The sequence below is a fragment of the Bradyrhizobium sp. JYMT SZCCT0180 genome, from assembly GCF_018130165.1.
Classification (GTDB): Bacteria; Pseudomonadota; Alphaproteobacteria; order Rhizobiales; family Xanthobacteraceae; genus Bradyrhizobium.
This window is the reverse complement of sequence record NZ_JAFCLZ010000010.1, coordinates 1-19,996: the sequence shown is the minus strand read 5'-3', so window position 1 is coordinate 19,996 and position 19,996 is coordinate 1. Positions and strand designations below refer to the sequence as shown.

At 63.1% G+C, this 19,996-nt stretch carries 19 protein-coding genes and 1 pseudogene; 6 read left to right on the top strand and 14 right to left on the bottom strand.

What is annotated here, in order from left to right:
* Positions 1-11: 11 nt before the first annotated feature.
* The 3 genes from JQ641_RS16180 to JQ641_RS16170 form a co-directional block, all read right to left on the bottom strand.
* Positions 12-2,363: a bifunctional salicylyl-CoA 5-hydroxylase/oxidoreductase gene (locus JQ641_RS16180; RefSeq protein WP_211996958.1), complete on the bottom strand. Its 2,352-nt coding sequence runs from the start codon at positions 2,361-2,363 to the stop codon at positions 12-14.
* A 223-nt stretch (positions 2,364-2,586) separates the two neighbouring features.
* Entirely contained in the window at positions 2,587-3,423 is an 837-nt protein-coding gene (locus JQ641_RS16175) for an enoyl-CoA hydratase family protein (protein ID WP_211996957.1), read from the bottom strand.
* Positions 3,424-3,535: 112 nt separating this feature from the next.
* Positions 3,536-4,297 (bottom strand): SDR family NAD(P)-dependent oxidoreductase, encoded by a 762-nt coding sequence (locus JQ641_RS16170; RefSeq protein ID WP_211996956.1) that lies wholly within the window; start codon positions 4,295-4,297, stop codon positions 3,536-3,538.
* 156 nt (positions 4,298-4,453) lie between these two features.
* Between JQ641_RS16170 and JQ641_RS16165 the strand changes: the two genes are divergently transcribed.
* Positions 4,454-4,903, top strand: coding sequence for a cupin domain-containing protein (locus JQ641_RS16165; protein WP_211996955.1), 450 nt, complete (start codon positions 4,454-4,456; stop codon positions 4,901-4,903).
* A 544-nt stretch (positions 4,904-5,447) separates the two neighbouring features.
* Here the strand turns inward: JQ641_RS16165 and JQ641_RS16160 are convergent.
* From JQ641_RS16160 to JQ641_RS16150, 4 genes and pseudogenes are all read right to left on the bottom strand, one after another.
* On the bottom strand, positions 5,448-6,647 hold the full coding sequence (locus tag JQ641_RS16160) for an ABC transporter substrate-binding protein (RefSeq protein WP_211996954.1): 1,200 nt from the start codon (positions 6,645-6,647) through the stop codon (positions 5,448-5,450).
* A 79-nt stretch (positions 6,648-6,726) separates the two neighbouring features.
* Positions 6,727-7,563, bottom strand: coding sequence for an SDR family NAD(P)-dependent oxidoreductase (locus JQ641_RS16155; RefSeq protein ID WP_211996953.1), 837 nt, complete (start codon positions 7,561-7,563; stop codon positions 6,727-6,729).
* Between the two features lie 17 nt (positions 7,564-7,580).
* Positions 7,581-7,739: pseudogene (locus JQ641_RS37955) on the bottom strand (carboxymuconolactone decarboxylase family protein); the annotation flags it as partial.
* Positions 7,717-8,424, bottom strand: coding sequence for a TetR/AcrR family transcriptional regulator (locus JQ641_RS16150; protein ID WP_211996952.1), 708 nt, complete (start codon positions 8,422-8,424; stop codon positions 7,717-7,719). The pseudogene JQ641_RS37955 and the gene JQ641_RS16150, both read right to left, overlap by 23 nt.
* 115 nt (positions 8,425-8,539) lie before the next feature.
* Between JQ641_RS16150 and JQ641_RS16145 the strand changes: the two genes are divergently transcribed.
* Both JQ641_RS16145 and JQ641_RS16140 read left to right on the top strand, forming a co-directional pair.
* Positions 8,540-9,754, top strand: a complete 1,215-nt coding sequence (locus JQ641_RS16145; RefSeq protein ID WP_211996951.1) for an ABC transporter substrate-binding protein — start codon at positions 8,540-8,542, stop codon at positions 9,752-9,754.
* 10 nt (positions 9,755-9,764) lie between these two features.
* Positions 9,765-10,655, top strand: coding sequence for an MBL fold metallo-hydrolase (locus JQ641_RS16140; RefSeq protein ID WP_211996949.1), 891 nt, complete (start codon positions 9,765-9,767; stop codon positions 10,653-10,655).
* A gap of 3 nt (positions 10,656-10,658) precedes the next feature.
* Here the strand turns inward: JQ641_RS16140 and JQ641_RS16135 are convergent, their stop codons facing one another.
* From JQ641_RS16135 to JQ641_RS16125, 3 genes are read right to left on the bottom strand one after another with little or no spacing between them, the layout of a single operon-like run.
* Positions 10,659-11,708 carry a hydroxyacid dehydrogenase gene (locus JQ641_RS16135; RefSeq protein WP_211996947.1) on the bottom strand — a complete coding sequence of 350 codons (1,050 nt, stop codon included), beginning with the start codon at positions 11,706-11,708 and terminating at the stop codon, positions 10,659-10,661.
* A 15-nt stretch (positions 11,709-11,723) separates the two neighbouring features.
* Positions 11,724-12,608, bottom strand: a complete 885-nt coding sequence (locus JQ641_RS16130) for an amidohydrolase family protein (RefSeq protein ID WP_211996944.1) — start codon at positions 12,606-12,608, stop codon at positions 11,724-11,726.
* A gap of 16 nt (positions 12,609-12,624) precedes the next feature.
* Positions 12,625-13,590 carry a Bug family tripartite tricarboxylate transporter substrate binding protein gene (locus tag JQ641_RS16125; protein ID WP_349628568.1) on the bottom strand — a complete coding sequence of 322 codons (966 nt, stop codon included), beginning with the start codon at positions 13,588-13,590 and terminating at the stop codon, positions 12,625-12,627.
* Between the two features lie 198 nt (positions 13,591-13,788).
* Here JQ641_RS16125 and JQ641_RS16120 point away from each other — a divergent pair, with 198 nt between their 5' ends.
* The 3 genes from JQ641_RS16120 to JQ641_RS16110 all read left to right on the top strand — a co-directional run bounded on the left by JQ641_RS16120 (position 13,789) and on the right by JQ641_RS16110 (position 15,399).
* Positions 13,789-14,361: a thiamine pyrophosphate-binding protein gene (locus JQ641_RS16120; protein WP_211996942.1), complete on the top strand. Its 573-nt coding sequence runs from the start codon at positions 13,789-13,791 to the stop codon at positions 14,359-14,361.
* Between the two features lie 8 nt (positions 14,362-14,369).
* Positions 14,370-14,975, top strand: a complete 606-nt coding sequence (locus JQ641_RS16115) for a thiamine pyrophosphate-dependent enzyme (RefSeq protein ID WP_211996941.1) — start codon at positions 14,370-14,372, stop codon at positions 14,973-14,975.
* 232 nt (positions 14,976-15,207) lie between these two features.
* A complete protein-coding gene (locus JQ641_RS16110) occupies positions 15,208-15,399 on the top strand; it encodes a VanZ family protein (RefSeq protein WP_211996940.1) in 192 nt (63 codons plus the stop codon).
* 73 nt (positions 15,400-15,472) lie between these two features.
* On the opposite strand, the gene JQ641_RS16105 is transcribed toward JQ641_RS16110, so the two are convergent.
* From JQ641_RS16105 to gcl, 4 genes are all read right to left on the bottom strand, one after another.
* Positions 15,473-15,862: a DUF1236 domain-containing protein gene (locus tag JQ641_RS16105; RefSeq protein ID WP_211996939.1), complete on the bottom strand. Its 390-nt coding sequence runs from the start codon at positions 15,860-15,862 to the stop codon at positions 15,473-15,475.
* A gap of 119 nt (positions 15,863-15,981) precedes the next feature.
* Positions 15,982-16,869 carry a 2-hydroxy-3-oxopropionate reductase gene (locus JQ641_RS16100; RefSeq protein WP_211996938.1) on the bottom strand — a complete coding sequence of 296 codons (888 nt, stop codon included), beginning with the start codon at positions 16,867-16,869 and terminating at the stop codon, positions 15,982-15,984.
* Positions 16,870-16,895: 26 nt separating this feature from the next.
* Entirely contained in the window at positions 16,896-17,681 is a 786-nt protein-coding gene (gene hyi / locus JQ641_RS16095) for a hydroxypyruvate isomerase (protein ID WP_211996937.1), read from the bottom strand.
* Positions 17,682-17,695: 14 nt separating this feature from the next.
* Positions 17,696-19,489: a glyoxylate carboligase gene (gcl, locus tag JQ641_RS16090; RefSeq protein ID WP_211996934.1), complete on the bottom strand. Its 1,794-nt coding sequence runs from the start codon at positions 19,487-19,489 to the stop codon at positions 17,696-17,698.
* Between the last annotated feature and the right edge of the window lie 507 nt (positions 19,490-19,996).

The following is a 19,996-nucleotide window of genomic DNA, read 5'->3' as shown; positions in this document are numbered from 1 at the left end:
TGCCATCCAGCCTATTCGGCCGCAAGCGGCTTTGTCGCCTCGGCCTTGAGCTCGGCGCGGGTTTTCGGCTTACCCTTAATTTTGAGGTCGTCGAAATCCTGCCGGTCGCGGACGGAGTTGCGGAAAATCTGCTCTTTTCCGGGGAGATATTGCGGCGGACAGCCGATATCGGAGGCGCCATACCAGGCCGCCGCCCGCATGGTGAAGGAAGGATCAACCAGATGCGGCCGGCCCAGCGCCACCAGGTCGGCGCGGCCGGCGGCCAGGATCGTATTGACCTGGTCTGACGTCGTGATGTTCCCGACGCACATGGTCGCAACCCTTGCCTCGTTGCGGACCTGCTCGGAGAACGGCGTCTGGAACATGCGGCCGTAAATCGGCTGCGCGTCGCGCACGGTCTGTCCGGTAGAGACGTCCACGAGATCGACGCCGGCCTCGCCGAACGCGCGGGCAATCGCCACCGCATCGTCGCCGGTGACGCCGCCTTCGGCCCAGTCGGTGGCGGAGATGCGCACCGACATCGGCTTGTGCGCCGGCCACGCCGCGCGCATCGCCTCGAATATTTCGAGCGGATAACGCAGCCGGTTCTCGAGCGTGCCGCCATATTCATCCGTCCGCGTGTTGGTCAGCGGCGAGATGAAACTCGCGAGCAGGTAACCGTGGGCGCAGTGCAGCTCCAGCATGTCGAAGCCGCAGGCGTCGCCGCGCAGCGCGGAGGCGACGAACTCAGCCTTGACGCGATCCATCGCTGATCGGTCCATCTCGCGCGGCACCTGGCTGTCCGGGAAGTAAGGGATCGGCGATGCCGACAGCGTGTCCCAGCCGCCCTGCTCCAGCGGCCGGTCCATGCCTTCCCACATCAGCTTGGTGGCGCCCTTGCGCCCGGCATGGCCGAGCTGCAGGCAGATCCTCGCAGCCGAATTGGCGTGGACGAAATCCACGATCCGCGTCCAGGCGGCCTGCTGTTCGTCGTTCCACAAACCGGTGCAGCCCGGCGTGATCCGGGCGTCGCGGCCGACGCAGGTCATCTCGGTGAAGATGAGACCGGCGCCGCCGATCGCGCGCGAGCCGTAATGCACCAGATGGAAATCGCCGGGCACGCCCTCCTCGGCCGAATACATGCACATCGGCGAAACTACTGCGCGATTGGTCACCTCCATCTCGCGCAGTTTGAACGGCTGGAACATCGGCGCGACAGGTTTTTCGACGTCGACGTCAAACCCTTTGGCACGGACGGTCTTCGCAAACGCCTTGTCGACTTCGCCCACAAAATCCGGCGCACGCAGCGTGAGGTTATCGTAAGTAATCGCCTTGGCGCGGGTCATCACGCCGAACGCGAACTGCACGGGATCGAAATCCCAGAAGCGGTCGACATGCTCGAACCAGACCAGCGACACGTCGGCGGCGTGCTGGGTCTTCTCGACCTCTTCGCGCCGGCCCTGCTCGTAGGTCTGCAAGGCCGCATCCACCGTCGGCGCCTGCGCCATCGCCTCTGCGAGTGCGATGGCGTCTTCCATCGCAAGCTTGGTACCGGAGCCGATCGAGAAATGGGCGGTCGCCTTGGCGTCGCCGAGCAGCACCATGTTGTCCTTGACCCAGCGCTCGCTGCGGATCATCGGAAAATTGCGCCACATCGAACGGTTGGTCAGCAGCTTGTGATCACCGAGGAACCAGCCGAAGATTTCCGCCATGCGATCGGCGGATTGCTGCTCGCTCAGGCCTTCAAGTCCGGCGCGCGCAAAGGTCTCGGAATCGGTCTCGAAGATCCAGGTCGAGCGGCCGGTTTCATATTGGTAGGCGTGGGCAATGAACGGGCCCCACTCGGTCTCCTGGAAAATGAAGGTGAAGGCATCGAGCGGCCGGGTCGATCCCATCCAGGCGAATTTGTTGGAACGCAGATCGATCTCGGGGCGGAAATGCTCGATATATTTGTCGCGAAAACGGCTGTTGATGCCGTCGGCGAGCACGATCAGATCGGCATCGGCAAAACGTGTCTCGTCGTCGACGTCGGTTTCGAACAGCAGCGTGACGCCGAGTTCGCGGGCGCGTTCCTGCAGGATCAAGAGCAGCATGCGGCGCGAACAGCCGCAAAAGCCGTTGCCGCCCACCCGGTGCACGGTGCCGCGGAAATGCACGGCGATGTCATCCCAATAGGCGAATTCCTGGGTGATGCGGCGGTAGCTCGGCGGGTCGTACTTTTCGAAATTATCCAGCGTGGCGTCGGAGAACACCACGCCGAAGCCGAACGTATCGTCGGCGCGGTTGCGCTCGTACACCGTGATCTCGGCCTGCGGCCGCTGCTTCTTCAAAAGGATCGCGGCATAAAGACCCGCCGGTCCGCCGCCGATTATCGCCACCTTCATCAGCGCCTCCGAAGCAAACTAACGGGCCATCTGGAAATTACTTTAAACCTAAAGCAATTTTCCCGCAAGGCCCTTGCAACGCACACCGCCCTCATCCCCGGATGAGCGCTTTGCGCTCACCGAGGGAGCGACCTCTTGGCCGCGTCTCGAAGGATGGGCCGCGGGCCACATGGTTCGAGACGGCGCTAACGCGCCTCCTCACCACGAGGAGAAAGAGCGTAGCTCAATTGCCCTGGAACACCGGCGACCGCTTGTTGGAAAACGCCTCGAACGCCCGGGCAAAGTCCTCCGTGGTCATGCACAGGGCCTGGGCGACGGCTTCCGCCTCGATCGCCTCCTCTACCGACATCGCCCATTCCATCGCCAGCATGCGTTTGGTCATGGTGTTGGCGTAGGTCGGCCCGTCCGAAACCTGCTTTGCCAGCGCTTGCGCCTGCGCCAGCACCTGGTCGGCGGCGACGATCCGGCTGAAGAAGCCCCAGCGTTCGCCCTCCTCCGCGGTCATGAACCGGCCGGTGTAGAGCAGTTCCGACGCCCGCGACTGGCCGATGATGCGCGGCAGGATCGCGCAGGCGCCCATGTCGCAGCCGGAGAGCCCGACCTTGTTGAAGAGGAAGGCGACCTTGGCGCCGGGCGCTGCCAGGCGCATGTCCGAGGCCATCGCGATGATCGCGCCGGCGCCGGCGCAGATGCCGTCGACGGCAGCGATGATCGGTTGCGGACAGGCGCGCATCGCCTTGACCAGATCCCCGGTCATCCGCGTGAACGCGGTGAGGCCCTTGGTGTCCATCTGCACCAGCGGACCGATGATCTCGAAGACGTCGCCGCCCGAAGAGAAGTTGCCGCCGGCGCCTGACACCACGATGGTCTTGACCTCCTCATCCATCGCGCAGGCGCGGAAGAAATCCGTCAGTTCCCGGTAGCTGTCGAACGTCAGCGGATTTTTCCGCTCGGGACGGTTCAGCGTCACCGTGGCGATCTTGCCGTCGACCTCCAGCAGAAAATGCTTCGGCGAATATTCTGATAGCGGCAGCGTGACGGGGTTGGCGGGTCTGCTCATGGGATCTCCCTTGTATCATTCGTCATTGCGAGGAGCGAAGCGACGAAGCAATCCATTCTTCCTTCGTGACAGATGGATTGCTTCGCTGCGCTCGCAATGACGGTTTCGGATTTCAAACCTCGCCACCGGCGACCGCGACCGCCTGTCCGGTAATGGCGCCGGCGCCCGCGCCGCACAGCCACAGCACGGCATCGGCGACTTCCGACGGCGCCACGAGGCGGCCCTGCGGATTGTGCTTGGAGAGCTCAGCCACCGCCTGCTCGCGGCTGCGACCGGTCTTCTTGATGATGTTGTCGATGCTGCCCTCGAGCAGATCGGTTTCGGTGAACCCGGGACAGACGGCATTGACGGTGATGCCGCTCTTGGCCGTTTCCAGCGCCAGCGAACGGACCAGCCCAATCACCGCGTGCTTCGCAGCACTATAAGCGCTGACATAGGCGTAGCCCTTCAGGCCGGCGGTCGATGCGATCGCGACCACCCTCCCTTGGCGGCGCTCCAGCATCCCGGGCAGCACGGCCTGCGTGGCATGCACCACGCCCATGAAATTGACGTCCATCATGCGCTGGAACAGCGCCGCATCGGAACGGCCGAACGGCGCGGATTCCGCCGCGCCCGCATTGGCGACCAGAATATCGATCGGCTGGCGCGCCGCGGCCTCCGCAACGGCCGATTTCACCGAAGCTGCATCGGTGACATCGGCAGCAACCGCGAACTGCGCGGCGCCTGAGGCAACGGCCTCATCCAGCGTCGCCCGATTGCGGCCCAGCACGGTGACGACAGCGCCGGCTTCGGACAGTGTCGCGGCGACCGCGCGGCCAATGCCCCGCCCGCCGCCGGTGACGAGCGCATGCTGGGAATGCAACGGTTTGGACATCGGTCGGCCTCCCGGAACTGACATCAGACATTTATTTTAAACTTCAAGCTTTTGCAAGGAAGCAAGTAAGGAAGCATTCCTTGCCTGCCACAACTGCTTGACAGAAGACCGGCCCGGGGTAGCGTCGTCGCGACAGCCAAAAGAGGGATCAACAACATGGCGGCGCTCGAAAAAGGCATCACGCAGAACGGCACCGGATATTCCGGCAAGACCTGGAACATCCTCGGCCAGGTGTATTTCCCCAAGGCCGTAACGGATTCGACCTTTGCGTTCGAGACCAACAGTGATCCCGGCCAGTTCGTACCGGTCCACATCCACCCCACGCAGGACGAATTCATCCTGGTACAGGATGGCATGCTCGACCTGAAACTCGATGGCGTCTGGGTGCAGGCCAAGGCCGGCGATCTGGTGCGGTTGCCGCGCGGCATCCCGCACGGCTATTTCAACAAATCGGACAAACCGGCGCGGGCGCTGTTCTGGGTTTCACCGACGCAGAAGCTGGAAGCACTTTTCAACCAGCTGCACAATCTGAGCGATGTCGCCGAAATCGTGCGCATCTCGGCCGAGCATGAAGTGAATTTTCTGCCGCCGGAAGCGAACGACTAGAACGCTGCGCGAACTTTGGCTGAGCCCGCGCGCGATGTGCCGCGCGGGCGACGACGGCCAAGCTCTGACGCTGCGCGAGAGAATTTGCGCCAGACATGGCGCGACAAGCCCGGTATCCGCGAACCGTAGAGTTCGCGCGACGAAAAGCTTTCAACTTTCAAGATAGACGTAAGCGGCCTTAAGCCCCGGCAGCCGGCAGGCTGGCAGCGGCGATCGCGACGATCTGGGCCAGGCGACGTCCGATCCGGGACGGCGCGTTGCGCAGAAATGTACCTACCTGTCGCATCTCATCTTCCATGGCGCCCGGCGGAACGGTTGTTCCCAGAAACGGGGCGCACCACGGAAAATGGTCGTAACGGGCTAACTAGTCGAGATGTCTACGAAAATAGCAATGCGCGCGTCGTCCGGGCGCCCTTTGGCAGTGGAATTATTGCCGTGAACGCGCCCGCCGCGGCGCAAATCTTCTCCGCGGATTTGGCGATCGGAACTGCACATTCGGCGCTGAACCCGTCCCCGGAAAGGACGGGTTCCAGGCCGCCTCGCCTCACTTCGGCATCACGATCCAGGACGTGCCGTCAAATCGCGCCAGCCGCATCTGCTTGATCGGGAAAAAATCCTTGGCGCTGGTGCTGAGGTTGATGCCCGGCAGCAGCATCGGAAGCTCCAGATCCTTCATGGAAGCCGCCTGCTTCATGACGTTCTCGCGCGTCAGCTCGTCGCCGCATTGCTTGAGGACTTGGACGATGGTCTGGGCCATGGAGTAGCCGTAGGCATTGCTGCCGTCGATCAGGCTGCCCCGCGGATACCATTGCTTCATGAAGGCGAGCCAGTCCTGAAAGCCCTTGTCGCTTTCCCACACCTTGTCGGTGGGATCCTTCATGTAGGCCGCCGTCACGGCGCCGATCGATTTCTCGAGACCGGCCGGAGCCAGAGCCGCGCCGACCGACGCGCCAACGCTCGGCAGGATGATCGCGGGCTTCCAGGTCAACTCAAACGTTCGGCGGATCGCCTGGGCGACGAATCTCGGATTCGCGTGCAGGAAAAACACGTCGGCGCCGGCCGTCTTCAACGTGATGACTTGCGAATCGACCGTCGGATCCGACAATTCATACGAGGTCTCGGCCACGATCAGTTTGGCGGCATCACCGAGGCCGGCCTTGAAACCCTTGATGTAATCCTTTCCGGAATCGTCGTTCTGATACAGCACGCCGATTTTTGCCGTCGGATACGTGGCAGCCGTGTAACGGCCGAGAATGGCGCCTTCGATCTGGTAGCTGGGCTGCCATCCCATGGTCCACGGAAAATGTTCCGGATCGCCCCACCGCGTCGCGCCGGTCGCGACGAAAAGCTGCGGCACCTTCTTGATGTTCAGATATTTCTGAACCGCGGCGTTCGGCGCCGTGCCCAGCGAGCCGGCGATGAACAGAACATCATCCTGCTCGACCAGCTTGCGCGTGGCTTCCACCGTCTTCGACGAAACAAACCCGTCGTCCTGCGACAGCAGTGTGATCTTCCGGCCGTTGACGCCGCCCTCCGCGTTGATTTTGTCGAAATAGGCCTTCATCACCAGGCCGATCGTCGAATAGGACGACGCCGGCCCGCTGTACGGCATGGTCTGGCCGATCTTGATCTCGGTGTCCGACGCGCCGGGATCGTATTTCTTCTGCGCGAATGCTGCTCCCGACCAGACGATAGCACTGATGATTCCGGCAACGACAGCCGACCATAGCGACTTACTCAACATGCACTCACTCCCCTGTTTTTGCTTTTCTTTCCGACACGATGCGGTGCCGGCTACTGCTTGACCCGCTGCCTCACCGTGCTCATAGCCCGGTGATGCCGCTGTCGACCGCCAGCGTCTGCGCGTTGACGTAAACGCTCTCGTCGGACATGAAGAACAGCGCGGCGTAGGCGATCTCCCACCCCGTCGCCATCCGCCCGAACGGCGCGCCGGAAGCGTCTCGGGAAGGCCGGCCGGCGCTGGTGTGGCGTCCGAGCGGCGTATCGACCAGCCCGGGGCAGATGATGTTGGCGCGGATGCCGCGCCGTGCGCCCTCCTTGGCGACGTTGCGCATCAGGCCGCCAAGCGCCGCTTTCGACGTGTCATAGGCAATCAGCCGCGAGCCCGAGCGAAGCCCGGCGATCGACGAGATGAACACGATCGACGCCCCATCGGAGATATGCTTCAGCGCCTTGCGGCAACACAGCATCGGACCGGTCAGATTGACCGCGAACGTGTCATTCCACTCCTTGAGATCGACACCGTCGAGACCCAGCGCCCCGACGCCGATGCCGACATTGAGCACCATGCCGTCGAGCCCGCCGAGACCATCAACGGCCTCGTCGATCATCCTGTTCACATCGGCTTGGCGCGCGATATCCGCCTTGATCGAAAAGGCGAGACCGCCCTCCCCGGCAATGCGCTTTACGGTGTCATCGGCGCTGGCGCGGTGCAGGTCGGCGACCGCGACATGGGCGCCTTCCCGGGCAAACAACATCGACATGGCCCGGCCGTTTCCAACCGGATCGGTCGCGGCGTCGAACGTCCGCTGACCGCCACCGACGACCAGGATCCTGCGGCCGCGAAGCCGGCCGCGGCCCGGAGCCTGACCTTCGGACGCCGCGCTGAGCTGGCGGACATAACGCATTTTCTCTGACATTTTTATCTCGCGTCGTGTTGGCGCAGAGTGGATCTGCACGGCCGCATCTCTGGAATCATGCCGGCTTCGGCGTGCGCCATCATGCGGAAGATGCTGAGCTTGATCGGCATCCAGTCAAAACAGGCGCGAATGTCTCCGGTGCTCGCGTCCGGATCAATCAGGGGTAGCCTTGCCACGCGCTTCTCCCTTAGCTTTTCGCTTTTTTGTATTTGTTGGTTCTGCGACGTCGCTGATGGCGATCAACGAAAAGAAGAAACCGAGAAACCGCTCGATGGCTTCCATCACCTTGTCGCGCGGTGACGACTGCGCGCCCATCACATAGTGCTCGAGGCGAATATAGATCAGGCCGGCCGCGAACAGCCGCGCGGTCTCGCGCGGATCCGGTGTCCTGACGAGACCGGCCAGCGTGAAGCCGCGGAAATAATCCGTCATCAGGCGCTGTTCGCGCGCATAGAACTGATCGGCGAATTTCGCGCGAATGCCCGGCACGCGGTTTCGTTCCGCGGTGATCACCTTCTGGAACTGATGCTCGCGCGGGTCCGACCATTGGTCGACGAGGTCGAGGGCAAACTGCCGGCAGAACGCCGCGGGCTGCTCGCGCAACTGGCGATAGCGCGGCTGCTCGAGGCGGCTCGCCGAACTCGCCGGCCCGTGCTCGCTGACGATCGCTTCCAGGATCGCCGCCTTGCCCGGGAAGTGGTTGTAGAGGCTGCTTTCGCGGACGCCGACCCGGCGCGCCAGCTCGCGCATCGAGGCGCCGCCATAGCCACTCTCGGCAAACAGGCTGAGCGCCTCGGCAAGAATGCGCTCGCGGGTGGAGGTCGCAACCGTTTCGGCCGCATTGGAAGCAGTGGAAATCATGCACATTGACTAACGAACGATCGTTCGATAGTCAACCAAACGAACGATCGTTCGTACGCCGGGACGACCGGAAAGCCCGCCCGAAGAGGCGGGAAACCTGGGAGGAGCTACAAAGGTGCGCCGTTTTCCTGGATCCCGACTTCACGCCCTCGGCATCGCCCTGTCGGTGCTCACCGCCGTCCCCGCGCAGGCGCAAGGCGCCGCGAAATACGACACCGGCGCTGACGACAAGACGATCAAGATCGGCACCACGGCCCCCCTCAGCGGGCCGGTTTCCGCCTTCGCGCAGATCGCGAAATCCGCCGAAGCCTATTTTCGCAAGGTCAATGACGAAGGCGGCGTCAACGGGCGACGGATCCAGATGATCATCGCGGACGACGCATACAGTCCACCCAAGACCGTCGAACAGACCCGCCGCCTGGTCGAAAGCGATGAAGTCCTGCTGATCTTCGGCGGGGTCGGGACGCCGACCAACAACGCCGTGCACAAATATCTCAACGACAAGAAGGTGCCGCAGCTCTTCCTCGGCTCCGGCGCCGCGAAGTGGGACGATCCGAAGAGCTTCCCGTGGACGGTCGGCTGGCAGCCGACCTATCGCGACGAAGCTCTCGCCTACTCCAGATACATCAGGGACAGCCACCCGAAGGCAAAGGTCGGCGTTCTCTATCAGAACGACGATCTCGGAAAAGACTATCTGAAGGCGCTGGAAGAGGGTCTCGGCGGCGGCGATCAGATCGTCTCCAAGGCGCCCTATGAAACCACCTCGCCCACCATCGATACCCAGATACTGCTCTTGAAGAGCAGCGGCGCCGATGTTGTGCTGGTGGCGGCGACGCCGAAATTCGCCGCGCAGGCGATCCGCAAGATCGGCGAGATCGGTTGGAAGCCGACCACGATCATTTCAAACGTATCCGCCTCCATCAGCGGCGTGCTCGAACCGGCGGGGCGCGAGAGTTCGGTCGGCGTCATCTCGAGCCAGTATCTGAAAGACAGCACCGATCCCGGCCTGAAGGATGACCCTGGCTACAAGGAGTGGCTGGCCTTCATGGAGAAGTACCTGCCGGACGCCAACAAGAGCGACTGGCTCAACGTGTACGGTTACACCATCGCCCAGACATTGGTAACGACGCTCAAGGGCGCCGGTAACGATCTCACCCGCGCCAATGTGATAAAGCAGGCGACCAACCTGAAAGACGTTCGCCTGCCGATGCTGATCAACGGCACGACGGTGAATAATTCGCCGGAACGCTATACGCCGATGACGAGCATGCGGCTGATCCGCTATGACGGAACACGCTGGGTGCCGTTCGGCGATCTGCTGCGGAACTGACAAGCCCAGCATGGAGACGCTGAAAATCGGCAGCATGCGGATCGACCGGCTGGTCGAGATTGCCAGCCTGCCGTTTGAAAAGAACTGGTTGTTCGCCAACGTCGATGACGAGGTGATCGCGGCTAACAGCGACTGGCTGGACGAGCGATACATCGAGCCCGGCACCGGGCGGATGATCCTCAGCCACCACTCCTATGTGGTCCGCACCGAGCGATGGACAGCCCTGGTCGACACCTGCTGCGGCAATCACAAGCCGCGGCCGCGCGTCCCGATATGGAACCAGCTCAACCAGCCCTATCTGGAAAACATGCAAGCACTCGGCGTTCGCCCCGAAGACGTCGATTACGTGATGTGCACCCATCTGCATGTCGATCACGTCGGCTGGAACACGCGGCTCATCGACGGCCGCTGGGTCCCGACCTTCCCGAACGCACGCTACCTGATGGGCCGCGCCGAGTATCGCCATTGGGAGCAGGCGCACGCCGCCGTCCCCAACAATCCGGTCAATCACGGATCGTTCGCAGATTCCGTGTTGCCGGTGGTTGCCGCCGGACAGGCGGAATTCGTGGAAACCGACCATCTGCTGTTCGACGATCGAAACGCGACGGTGCACTTTGAGCCCGCCCCGGGCCATACGATCGGCAATATGCAGATCCATTTGAACGGCGGGCACGATCACGCGGTCATGTCCGGCGACATCATCCATCATCCGATCCAGTGCGCGGCGCCCTGGCTGTCGAACGCGGCGGATTTCGACCGGGAGGCCGCGCGGGCCACCCGTATCAAACTGCTCGAGCGGCTCGCGGACACGCCGATCATCCTGCTTGCGGCGCATTTTCCGGCACCGACCGCCGGCCGCGTGGTATCGAAGGGATCCGCCTTCCGGTTCGTTTTCCTGTAGCGCCTATTTCGGCGCAAACCCGAACGTCTTCTCGAAGCGCTTGGCATAGGCCGGCCAGACCTCGGGATTGACGATGCGCGGCGGCCGCTTGCCGTCGAGCGCGTCGAGGATCTGTTCGGCGGCGATCCTGCCCATGTTGACGCGGGCTTCCTTCGTAACACCTGCCGTATGCGGGCTCGCCAGCACGTTGTCGAACTGCAGCAGCGGGTGTTCCGGCGGCGGCGGCTCCTTGTCCCAGACGTCGAGCCCGGCACCGGCGATCCGCTTGTCGCGCAGCGCATCGTACAACGCGGCCTCGTCGTGAATGAAGCCGCGCGCGGTGGTGATGAAGAACGCATGCGGCTGCATCAGCGCGAACTGCTTTGCGCCGATCATGCGGCGGTTGTCTTTTGTCAGTGGGCAGGAAATCGAAACGAAGTCCGAGCGGCGCATCAGATCGTCGAGTTCGACCTTCTCGGCGCCTCGCGCCGCGATTTCCTCTGCCGTCAGATAGGGATCATAGGCGATCACTTTCATGTGGAGCAGGCCCTTGCAGAGCTCGGCGATGCGGCGGCCGACATTGCCGATCCCGACAACGCCGATGGTCTTGCCCTGCGCTTCGTTGCCGATCAGCGCATTGCGATTGACGTTGGCCTCGCGCCGCAGCGCGCGGTCGGATTCGAGGATGCGCTTCGACAGCGTCAGCAACATGCCGAGCGCGTGCTCGGCCACCGAATTGGCGTTGCCGCCGGTCTGGTTGACCACAAGCACGCCGGCCGCGGTGCAGGCATCGACATCGACGGGGTCAAAGCCCGCGCCGTTGCTGGAGACGATGAGCAAATTCGGCGCCCGCTTCAGAAGATCTGCATGGGCATGGAAATGCGGCGCCAGTTCATCGCGCGCCGCCCCGATCTGGTAGGCGTGCGCCTCGGCCAGAATCGGCGCCGCGACGGATTCAGGGCTCTCGTTTTCCAGCTTGTCGAGCCGCACATCGGCCCTGGCCTTCAGGATCTCGGTGTAGATCTCGTGGGCGAGATATTTGACGTAGAACACGCGCTTGTTGTTGACGGTCATCTTGTTGTGCAACTTTCAGTTCGGGAAGTCATAGAGTTTGGCGGGGTTGGTGACGAGAATGCCGTGCTGGGTCCCTTTATCAGGCGTCCACATCTGAAACAATTCGAGAAGGTGTCCGGCATCAGGCATTTCGCCCTCGACCCGCGGATGCGGCCAGTCGCCGCCCCAGACCAGGCGCTCCGGATTTATCTTGACCAGCATCTCGTGGAACGGCCGCGCGTCGGGATAGTAAGGCGCGTTCTGGCTCAGCCGATGCGCGCCCGACAATTTCGCCCAGCACCAGCCCTCGCCGACCGCGCGCAGCAGGCTCTGGAAGCCTTCGGTGCCGGTGCCGGCGCGCGCATCGGTGCGGCCCATGTGATCGATTACGACAGGCAGGCCGATCTTCTTCAGGACCGGAATCGTTTGCGGCAAATCCTTCACATCGATCCAGAGCTGCAGGTGCCAGCCAAGCCCGGCCATGACCGGCGCAAGCTTCTCGGCCTCCGTCAACGGCACGCCGCCGCGATAATGCAACTGCCCGTCGCGGAAGAAATGATTGAAACGCAGGCCACGCACACCAGCCGCGTGCCATGCGCGCAATTCGTCAGGCGAGACATTGGCGTCGGCCACCGCAACCCCGCGCAGGCGGCCGGGCTCTAGCCGCAGCGCATCGAGCATCGCCGAATTGTCGCGGCCGTGCGCACTGCCCTGCACCAATACGCCGCGCGCAAAGCCGAGCGTGTCGAGCATGCCGAGATATTTTTGCAGCGGCGCATCCGGCGGCGTGTAGCTGCGATCATCCGCATAGGGAAAGCGATCCGACGGGCCGAACACATGGGCATGGGTATCGCAGGCATCAGGCGGCAGCGGCACCTTGGGACGGCTGACGGGACGCGGCGGCAGGCAGGCTGGAATCATCGGACGCACCACATCGTCATTCTGCCTTCATCCCGGCCGCCTTGATGATCGGCTCCCATTTTTCGTAGTCGGCACGGATCTTCGTCTCGAATTGTTCCGGCGAGCTGCCGATCGGTAAGGCACCGAGCTTGCCAAGCCGTTCCTTGACGGCATCGGTATTCAACGCAGCGACGAAATCGTTCGAGAGCTTTGCCAGCACTTCTGGAGGCAGATTGGCGGGCCCGAGCAGCCCCCACCATACGCCTGTGTCGTAGCCCGGAACAAATTCCGACATGCTTGGCACCTTGGGCAGCAACGGTGCGCGATCGGCAGTCGTCACGGCCAACGCGCGAAGCGTGCCGGCCTGAAGCTGGCCGACCGATTCCGGGCCGTTGTTGAACGACATTGGGACCTGCCCGCCAAGCAGATCGTTGATTGCGGGCGCGCCTCCCTTGTAGGGTATCGCATTGAGATCGACCTTGGCGAGGCTCTTCAGCAGTTCGCCGGCAAGATGCGTCGACGTGCCGGTGCCGGCATGGGCGAATGAAAGAACTCCCGGCCTGGTCTTCGCAGCGGTGATTACGTCAGCCACCGTCTTGAACGGAGAATCCGCGCGCACCAGCAGGATATTGGGCGACGACGCCAGCAGCGAAATCGGTGTGAAGTCCTTGAAGGTGTCGTAGGGAATTTTGGGGTACAGCAACGGATTGGTGGCGTGGCCGCTCGCGACCATGATCAGCGTATAGCCGTCAGCCGGCGAGGCTACGACCGCCTGCGAGGCAATGACGCCGCCGGCGCCCGGGCGGTTCTCTACCACGACCGACTGGCCCCATTGCTTGGACACCACCTCACCCAGCGTGCGCGTCAGGACATCGACGCCGCCCCCGGCGGGATAGGGCACGAGAATACGCACGGGCTTCGAAGGGAACGACTGCGCGGATGCCGCGCCGGCCGCAGCGAGCATCAATGCCGCAACCGCAGCCATCCGGAACCAAACTCCCACGGCAGCCTCCCGATGTTCTCGTTATCTCACATTGTCGCATGCCGGCGCGTTGAAGCCATCGCCAAGTCTGCAGATCACGGCAACGGTGAAGGCATGTTGACAATCCCGCCCGCGGCGTCAAGTTTCGGCGCGGCAAAAGCTGCGCGACGGCACCACGTCGCGAACGAGAATTTTCGGAAGATCGAGGGAGAAGACAGTATGGCGGCTGCGGAGGAAAAAACCTCGCCCAAGACTTCGCTGGAGAACAGCTCGCAGGAGAAGAGCTGGCACGGCATCGTGCTTCAATCGCTCAAGCGCAACGATATCAGCCTGGTGCCCTATGTGCCCGATCGCATCCTGACGACGCTGATCAAGAACCTGCATGCCGATCCGTTTTTCACGACCTTTCCGACCGCGCGCGAGGAAGAAGCGGTCGGCATCGTCTCCGGTGCCTGGATGGGCGGGCGGCGCGGCGCGGTGCTGATGCAGACGTCAGGCTTTGCGACGCTCGCCAACGTGCTGGCCTCGCTGGCGATGCCCTACCAGATCCCGCTGATCATGTTCGTAACCGAACGCGGCACGCTCGGCGAGTTCAACTACGGCCAGTCACTGGTGTGCCGCACCATGCGCCCGGTGCTGGATTCGCTCGCGATGGAGCATCACACCTGCACACGGCTCGACGAGTTCGAGTTCATCTGCGACCGCTCGATCAAGCAGGCCGTCACCACGCAGGCGCCGGTGGCGCTGATCCTTTCGCCGCTTTTGACCGGCGGCAAGACCTTCGACAAGTGAGCGATGTCATGAACAGCACCCCTGCCCGCAATACCAAGGTCATGAACCGCTTCGATCTCACCTCGCGGCTGGTCGCCAGGCTGAAGAACGAGGAAGCCGTGGTCGGCGGCATCGGCAACACCAATTTCGACCTGTGGGCCGCCGGCCATCGGCCGCAGAATTTTTATATGCTCGGCAGCATGGGCCTCGCCTTTCCGATCGCGCTCGGCGTGGCACTCGCGCAACCGGAGCGCCGTATCTTCGCGCTCGAAGGCGACGGCTCGCTGTTGATGCAACTGGGCGCGCTGTCGACGATCGCAACCCTGGCGCCGAAGAATCTCACCATGGTGGTGATGGACAACGGCGTCTACCAGATCACCGGCGCGCAGCCGACGCCGGGCGCTGTTGTGGCCGACATCGTTGCGATTGCAATCGCCAGCGGCCTCGGCAACAGCGCCTGGGCCGCCGACGAGGAGGATTTCGAGCGCCTGATCGATCAATCCATGTCCACTGCGGGGCCGACGCTGATCGGCGTGCGGATCGACGACAAGCCGGGCGTCGGCACCACCCGGCGCGATCCCGTGCAGATCAGGGAGCGCTTCATGCACGGGCTGGGGGTGCGGGAACCGCTCTAGCTTTTTTTGACGCGTTTTCTTCACGCGAACCGGGCTCCACCCCCGGATCAAGTCCGAGGGCATGCTTCGCTCGAAAACGCTCTAGAAATCGGCATTAACCACACGGCATTGTGGCTGTTCGCAGGTGCAATATTCGCGCCCTGATCGTGCTAAGCCGAGGCCATGTCAGTCGCCCTCAAGTTGTTCGCCTGGTGTCTGCCTCGCGTTCGGGCTGGCCTACACGCGCAATCGCTTGCTCACGGCGGCCGTCGCCGTCGGGCTGACCGGCCTTATCGAGATCCTGCAATTCTGGGCGCCGGGGCGGCACGCGCGGCTGGAGGATTTTCTGGTCGACGCGCTTGCGGTCTGCGTTGGCCTCGCCGCCGCGGCGGCCTTCGATCTGGTCGTCAAGCGCACGCAGCGATCGAGCGCCAGCGCGTCCTAACGGCCGGTGCGTCCTGACGCAACAATCCCCGCGGGAGGAATGCTCCCGCGAGGATCGATTGCAAGCGGCCCGCTTAGTCGATGATCCTGATGACCTTGCGCGTGCGCGGCTCCACGATTACCCGGCGATCATTGACGACCGCATAGCGATATTCGGTGTGGCTCGGCACCGTGCGCAACTCGACGGTCGGCGGCAGCGGCTCGCCCACCACGACGCGCTCACGCACCACGACCGACGGCGCGCGTTCGGCCTGGATCGACGTGATCACGGCATTCGGAATTTCCAGGCCAAGGCCTACGGCCGCACCCACGGTGCCGCCAACGACCTCGCCGACCGGACCGCCGACGGCGCCACCCGTGCGGGCGCCGTCCTGCGCGCCCTGAACGGTGGTGGATTGTGCGAACGCCGCGCCCGATGTCAGCAGCGACGCGGCAATGAGCGAAACAGCAAGACGATTATTCATTATGTCCTCCAGTGAATTGATGGTGCGTTTCAACCATCGGAGGCATCAGATGTTCCGGTTCCGCATGCACCAAGATAGTGCGCGCGGAACAGGAACTTCGCATCCGGTTCCGCTTTCAATCAAGTTTTTCCGATCTCGTGGTTAGCCATCATCTCCAGCGCCTTCACCATGCCGGAATGATCCCACGCCTTGCCGCCATGCGCGGCGCAGGAGCTGAACAATTGCTGTGCGATCGCCGTGTTCGGCAGGGAGATGCCGAGCGAGCGCGCGCCTTCAAGGGCGAGGTTGAGATCCTTCTGATGCAGTTCGATGCGAAAACCCGGATCGAAATTCCGCTTGATCATGCGCTCGCCGTGCACCTCGAGAATCCGCGACGACGCAAAGCCGCCCATCAGCGCTTGCCGCACGAGTGCGGGATCGGCGCCGGCGCGTGAGGCGAATAGCAAGGCTTCGCCGACCGCCTCGATCGTCAGCGCCACGATGATCTGGTTGGCGACCTTGGTGGTCTGGCCATCGCCATTGCCGCCGACCAGTGTGACGTTCTTGCCCATCTTGTCGAACACCGGCTTCATGGTGTTGAACGCGCGCTCGGGTCCACCCACCATGATGGTCAGGCTCGCGGCCTTGGCGCCGACCTCACCGCCGGAAACCGGGGCATCGAGATAATCGGCGCCGAGCGCCTCGATCTTTTTGGCAAATTCTTTTGTCGCGAGCGGCGAGATCGAACTCATGTCGACCACGATCTGGCCCTTTGAAATCCCCTGCGCGACGCCGCCCTCGGAGAACAGCACCGCTTCGACATGCGGCGTATCCGGAACCATGATGATGACGGCATCGGATTTTTCCGCGACCTCCTTGCCCGATTTGCAGGCCACGCCGCCTTCGGCGACCAACTCAGGCGGGATCGGCGCCACGTCGTGCAGGAACAGGCGATGGCCGGCGGTCTGGAGATGTTTTGCCATCGGACGTCCCATGGTGCCGAGGCCGATAAAGCCGATATCGATCATTTTGCTTTTCCTTGTTTGTTTCCCGATCAAGTATCGAGCGTCAGGGCCGCGTGCCATCCGAGGCCGTCGACGGTCGTCGTCCTCGGTTTATACTCGCATCCGACCCAGCCGCGATAGCCGATCGCGTCGAGATGCCGGAACAGGAACGGGTAGTTGATCTCGCCGGTGCCGGGCTCGTTGCGGCCGGGATTGTCGGCGAGCTGGACATGGGCGATACGCGGCAGATGCTTCTGCAGGCTGCGCGCGATGTCACCTTCCATGATCTGCATGTGGTAGATGTCGTACTGCACGAACAAATTGCTCGATCGCACGTCTGATATGAGCTGGATCGCCTGTTCGGTGCCGCTGAGGAAAAAGCCGGGAATGTCTGTTGTGTTGATCGGCTCGACCAGAAGCCTGATCCGTTCCTTGGCCAGCGCGTCGGCGGCAAATCGCAGATTGCCGACCAGCACCTCGTTGTGTTCGTGCGCGTCGGCCCCTTCAGGCGCGATGCCGACCAGGCAATTGAGCTGACGGCAATCCAGCGCCCTGGCGTAATCGATGGCGCGCGCGACGCCGTCGCGGAATTCCTCGACCCGGTCCGGAAAAATCGCGATGCCGCGCTCGCCCGCCGCCCAATTGCCCGCGGGGAGGTTATGCAGCACCTGGGTTAGCCCGTGTTGCTGCAATTGCTCGCTGAGCTCGGCCTTGTCGAAATCATAGGGAAACAGATATTCGACGCCGCTGAAGCCAGCGGCCTTGGCCGCCGCAAAGCGATCTGGGAACGGCAGTTCGCCGAACAGCATGGTGAGGTTGGCGGCAAATTTGGGCATCGTCGATATCCCCCTTAAGCCGGCAACAATGTGCCAGATGTGTTCGACTTCGCCGGCGCATCATCCAGCGGCAGGTCGAGCACTTCCTCGAACTCAATGATGTTGTCGATCTCGGTGCCCATCGCAATGTTGGTGACGCGTTCGAGGATGAACTCGACCACCACGGGCACCTGGTGTTCCGCCATCCATTCGCGCGCGGTCGCGAACGCCGCCTGGGCGTCGTGCGGATCGGTGACGCGGATCGCCTTGCAGCCGAGGCCTTGCGCGACCGCGACGTGGTCCACGCCGTAGACGCCGAGTTCCGGCGCGTTGATGTTCTCGAACGACAACTGCACCTGATAATCCATCTCGAAGCCGCGCTGCGCCTGGCGGATCAGGCCGAGATAGGAATTGTTCACGACGACGTGGATGTAAGGCAGCTTGAACTGCGCGCCGACCGCGAGCTCCTCGATCAGGAACTGGAAGTCATAGTCGCCCGAGAGCGCCACGATCTCGCGGGTCGGATCGGCGGCGCGCACGCCAAGCGCGGCGGGCAATGTCCAGCCGAGCGGACCGGCCTGCCCGGCATTGATCCAGTTGCGCGGATGATAGACTCCGAGGAATTGCGCGCCGGCGATCTGCGACAGGCCGATCACGCTGACATAGCAGGTGTCGCGGCCGAACGCCCGGCTCATCTCCTCGTAGACGCGCTGCGGCTTGATCGGGATGTCGTCAAAGCGGCTCCTGCGCAGCATTGTGCGCTTGCGATCCTGACACGAAGCGGGCCAGGCCTGACGCTCTTTGAGCTTGCCGGCCTTGCGCCATTCCTTCGCCACCGTGACGAACAGTTCCAGCGCCGCCTTGGCGTCGGAGACGATGCCGAAATCCGGATTGAAGACGCGGCCGATCTGCGTCGGCTCGATATCGACATGCACGAAGGTGCGGCCCTTGGTGTAGGTCTCGATCGAGCCGGTGTGGCGGTTGGCCCAGCGGTTGCCGATCCCGAGCACGAAGTCGGATTGCAGCATGGTGGCGTTGCCGTAGCGGTGGCTGGTCTGCAGGCCCACCATGCCCGCCATCAGCACGTGGTCATCGGGAATGGCGCCCCACCCCATCAAGGTCGGCACCACGGGAACGTTGACGGCTTCCGCAAACGCCACCAGCAATTCGGATGCGTCGGCATTGATGACGCCGCCGCCCGCCACGATCAGCGGCCGCTCCGCGGCGTTGAGCATGGCGAGCGCCTTCTCGATCTGCCTGCGCGTCGCTGATGGTTTGTAGACCGGCAGCGGCTCATAGGTCTCGTCGTCGAACTCGATCTCGGCCAGCTGCACGTCGAGCGGCAGGTCGATCAGGACCGGCCCGGGACGGCCCGAGCGCATGATGTGAAACGCCTGGCTGAACACGCGCGGCACCAGCGCGGGCTCACGCACCGTGACCGCCCATTTCGTCACGGGCTTTGCGATCGACTCGATGTCAACGGCTTGGAAGTCTTCCTTGTAGAGCCGCGCGCGCGGCGCCTGCCCGGTGATGCACAGGATCGGGATCGAATCCGCGATGGCCGAATAAAGCCCCGTGATCATGTCGGTGCCGGCCGGACCTGATGTGCCGATGCAGACGCCGATATTGCCGGCCTTGGCGCGGGTATAGCCTTCGGCCATGTGGGAGGCGCCCTCGACATGGCGCGCCAGGATGTGGCTGATCGAACCGCGCCGTTTCAGCGCGGAATAAAGCGGATTGATCGCCGCCCCCGGCACGCCGAAGGCGGTCACCACGCCCTCTTTTTCGAGGATACGTACCGCGGCATCGATCGCTCGCATCTTCGCCATTTTGCACCTCGCTTGACCGTGTTGCTCTGGCGCGATCATCACGGTTGCCACCTTCGATCTCAACGACGACGCTTTTGTTTCCCGCGATGTGGGAGGGGTGGGGAAAAGCACGGTGGATCAGGTGGTTGGGCGGGATGCGGGGTGAAATCGCTACAAGCTGCATTGTCATCACCCGCGAAGGCGGGTGATCCAGTACGCCGCGGCCTCCCGGTTCAATCACTGCCGTCTCTGGGATACTGGATCGCCCGCCTTCGCGGGCGATGACAGTTGTGGTTGGAATACACAACTTCGCATTCTCGCGGCGCATCGCGCCCGAGCTTTGCCAGAAATCCTTGCCCTCGAAGACAGAGGGCGCAGGGAAGACCGGGTGCGCGCTGCACCCGCGGTCCCGTGTGCGGTTTGCACAAAACAAAATGCACACGAGCATACAGGGCAGCGGTGAACACCCGGCCTTCCCTGCGCAATGGCTTTACGGCTTATGCCGTGATCTCCCCGGAGACGAGTTCT

Coding starts and splice junctions, on each gene's coding strand:
- JQ641_RS16120 (WP_211996942.1), top strand. CDS start 13,789: ATGGCGGCTGCGGAGGAAAAAACCTCGCCCAAGACTTCGCTGGAGAAC.
- JQ641_RS16115 (WP_211996941.1), top strand. CDS start 14,370: ATGAACAGCACCCCTGCCCGCAATACCAAGGTCATGAACCGCTTCGAT.
- hyi (WP_211996937.1), bottom strand. CDS start 17,681: ATGCCCAAATTTGCCGCCAACCTCACCATGCTGTTCGGCGAACTGCCG.
- JQ641_RS16175 (WP_211996957.1), bottom strand. CDS start 3,423: ATGAGCAGACCCGCCAACCCCGTCACGCTGCCGCTATCAGAATATTCG.
- JQ641_RS16170 (WP_211996956.1), bottom strand. CDS start 4,297: ATGTCCAAACCGTTGCATTCCCAGCATGCGCTCGTCACCGGCGGCGGG.
- JQ641_RS16180 (WP_211996958.1), bottom strand. CDS start 2,363: ATGAAGGTGGCGATAATCGGCGGCGGACCGGCGGGTCTTTATGCCGCG.
- JQ641_RS16130 (WP_211996944.1), bottom strand. CDS start 12,608: ATGATTCCAGCCTGCCTGCCGCCGCGTCCCGTCAGCCGTCCCAAGGTG.
- gcl (WP_211996934.1), bottom strand. CDS start 19,489: ATGGCGAAGATGCGAGCGATCGATGCCGCGGTACGTATCCTCGAAAAA.
- JQ641_RS16105 (WP_211996939.1), bottom strand. CDS start 15,862: ATGAATAATCGTCTTGCTGTTTCGCTCATTGCCGCGTCGCTGCTGACA.
- JQ641_RS16100 (WP_211996938.1), bottom strand. CDS start 16,869: ATGATCGATATCGGCTTTATCGGCCTCGGCACCATGGGACGTCCGATG.
- JQ641_RS16135 (WP_211996947.1), bottom strand. CDS start 11,708: ATGACCGTCAACAACAAGCGCGTGTTCTACGTCAAATATCTCGCCCAC.
- JQ641_RS16150 (WP_211996952.1), bottom strand. CDS start 8,424: ATGATTTCCACTGCTTCCAATGCGGCCGAAACGGTTGCGACCTCCACC.
- JQ641_RS16155 (WP_211996953.1), bottom strand. CDS start 7,563: ATGTCAGAGAAAATGCGTTATGTCCGCCAGCTCAGCGCGGCGTCCGAA.
- JQ641_RS16160 (WP_211996954.1), bottom strand. CDS start 6,647: ATGTTGAGTAAGTCGCTATGGTCGGCTGTCGTTGCCGGAATCATCAGT.
- JQ641_RS16165 (WP_211996955.1), top strand. CDS start 4,454: ATGGCGGCGCTCGAAAAAGGCATCACGCAGAACGGCACCGGATATTCC.
- JQ641_RS16140 (WP_211996949.1), top strand. CDS start 9,765: ATGGAGACGCTGAAAATCGGCAGCATGCGGATCGACCGGCTGGTCGAG.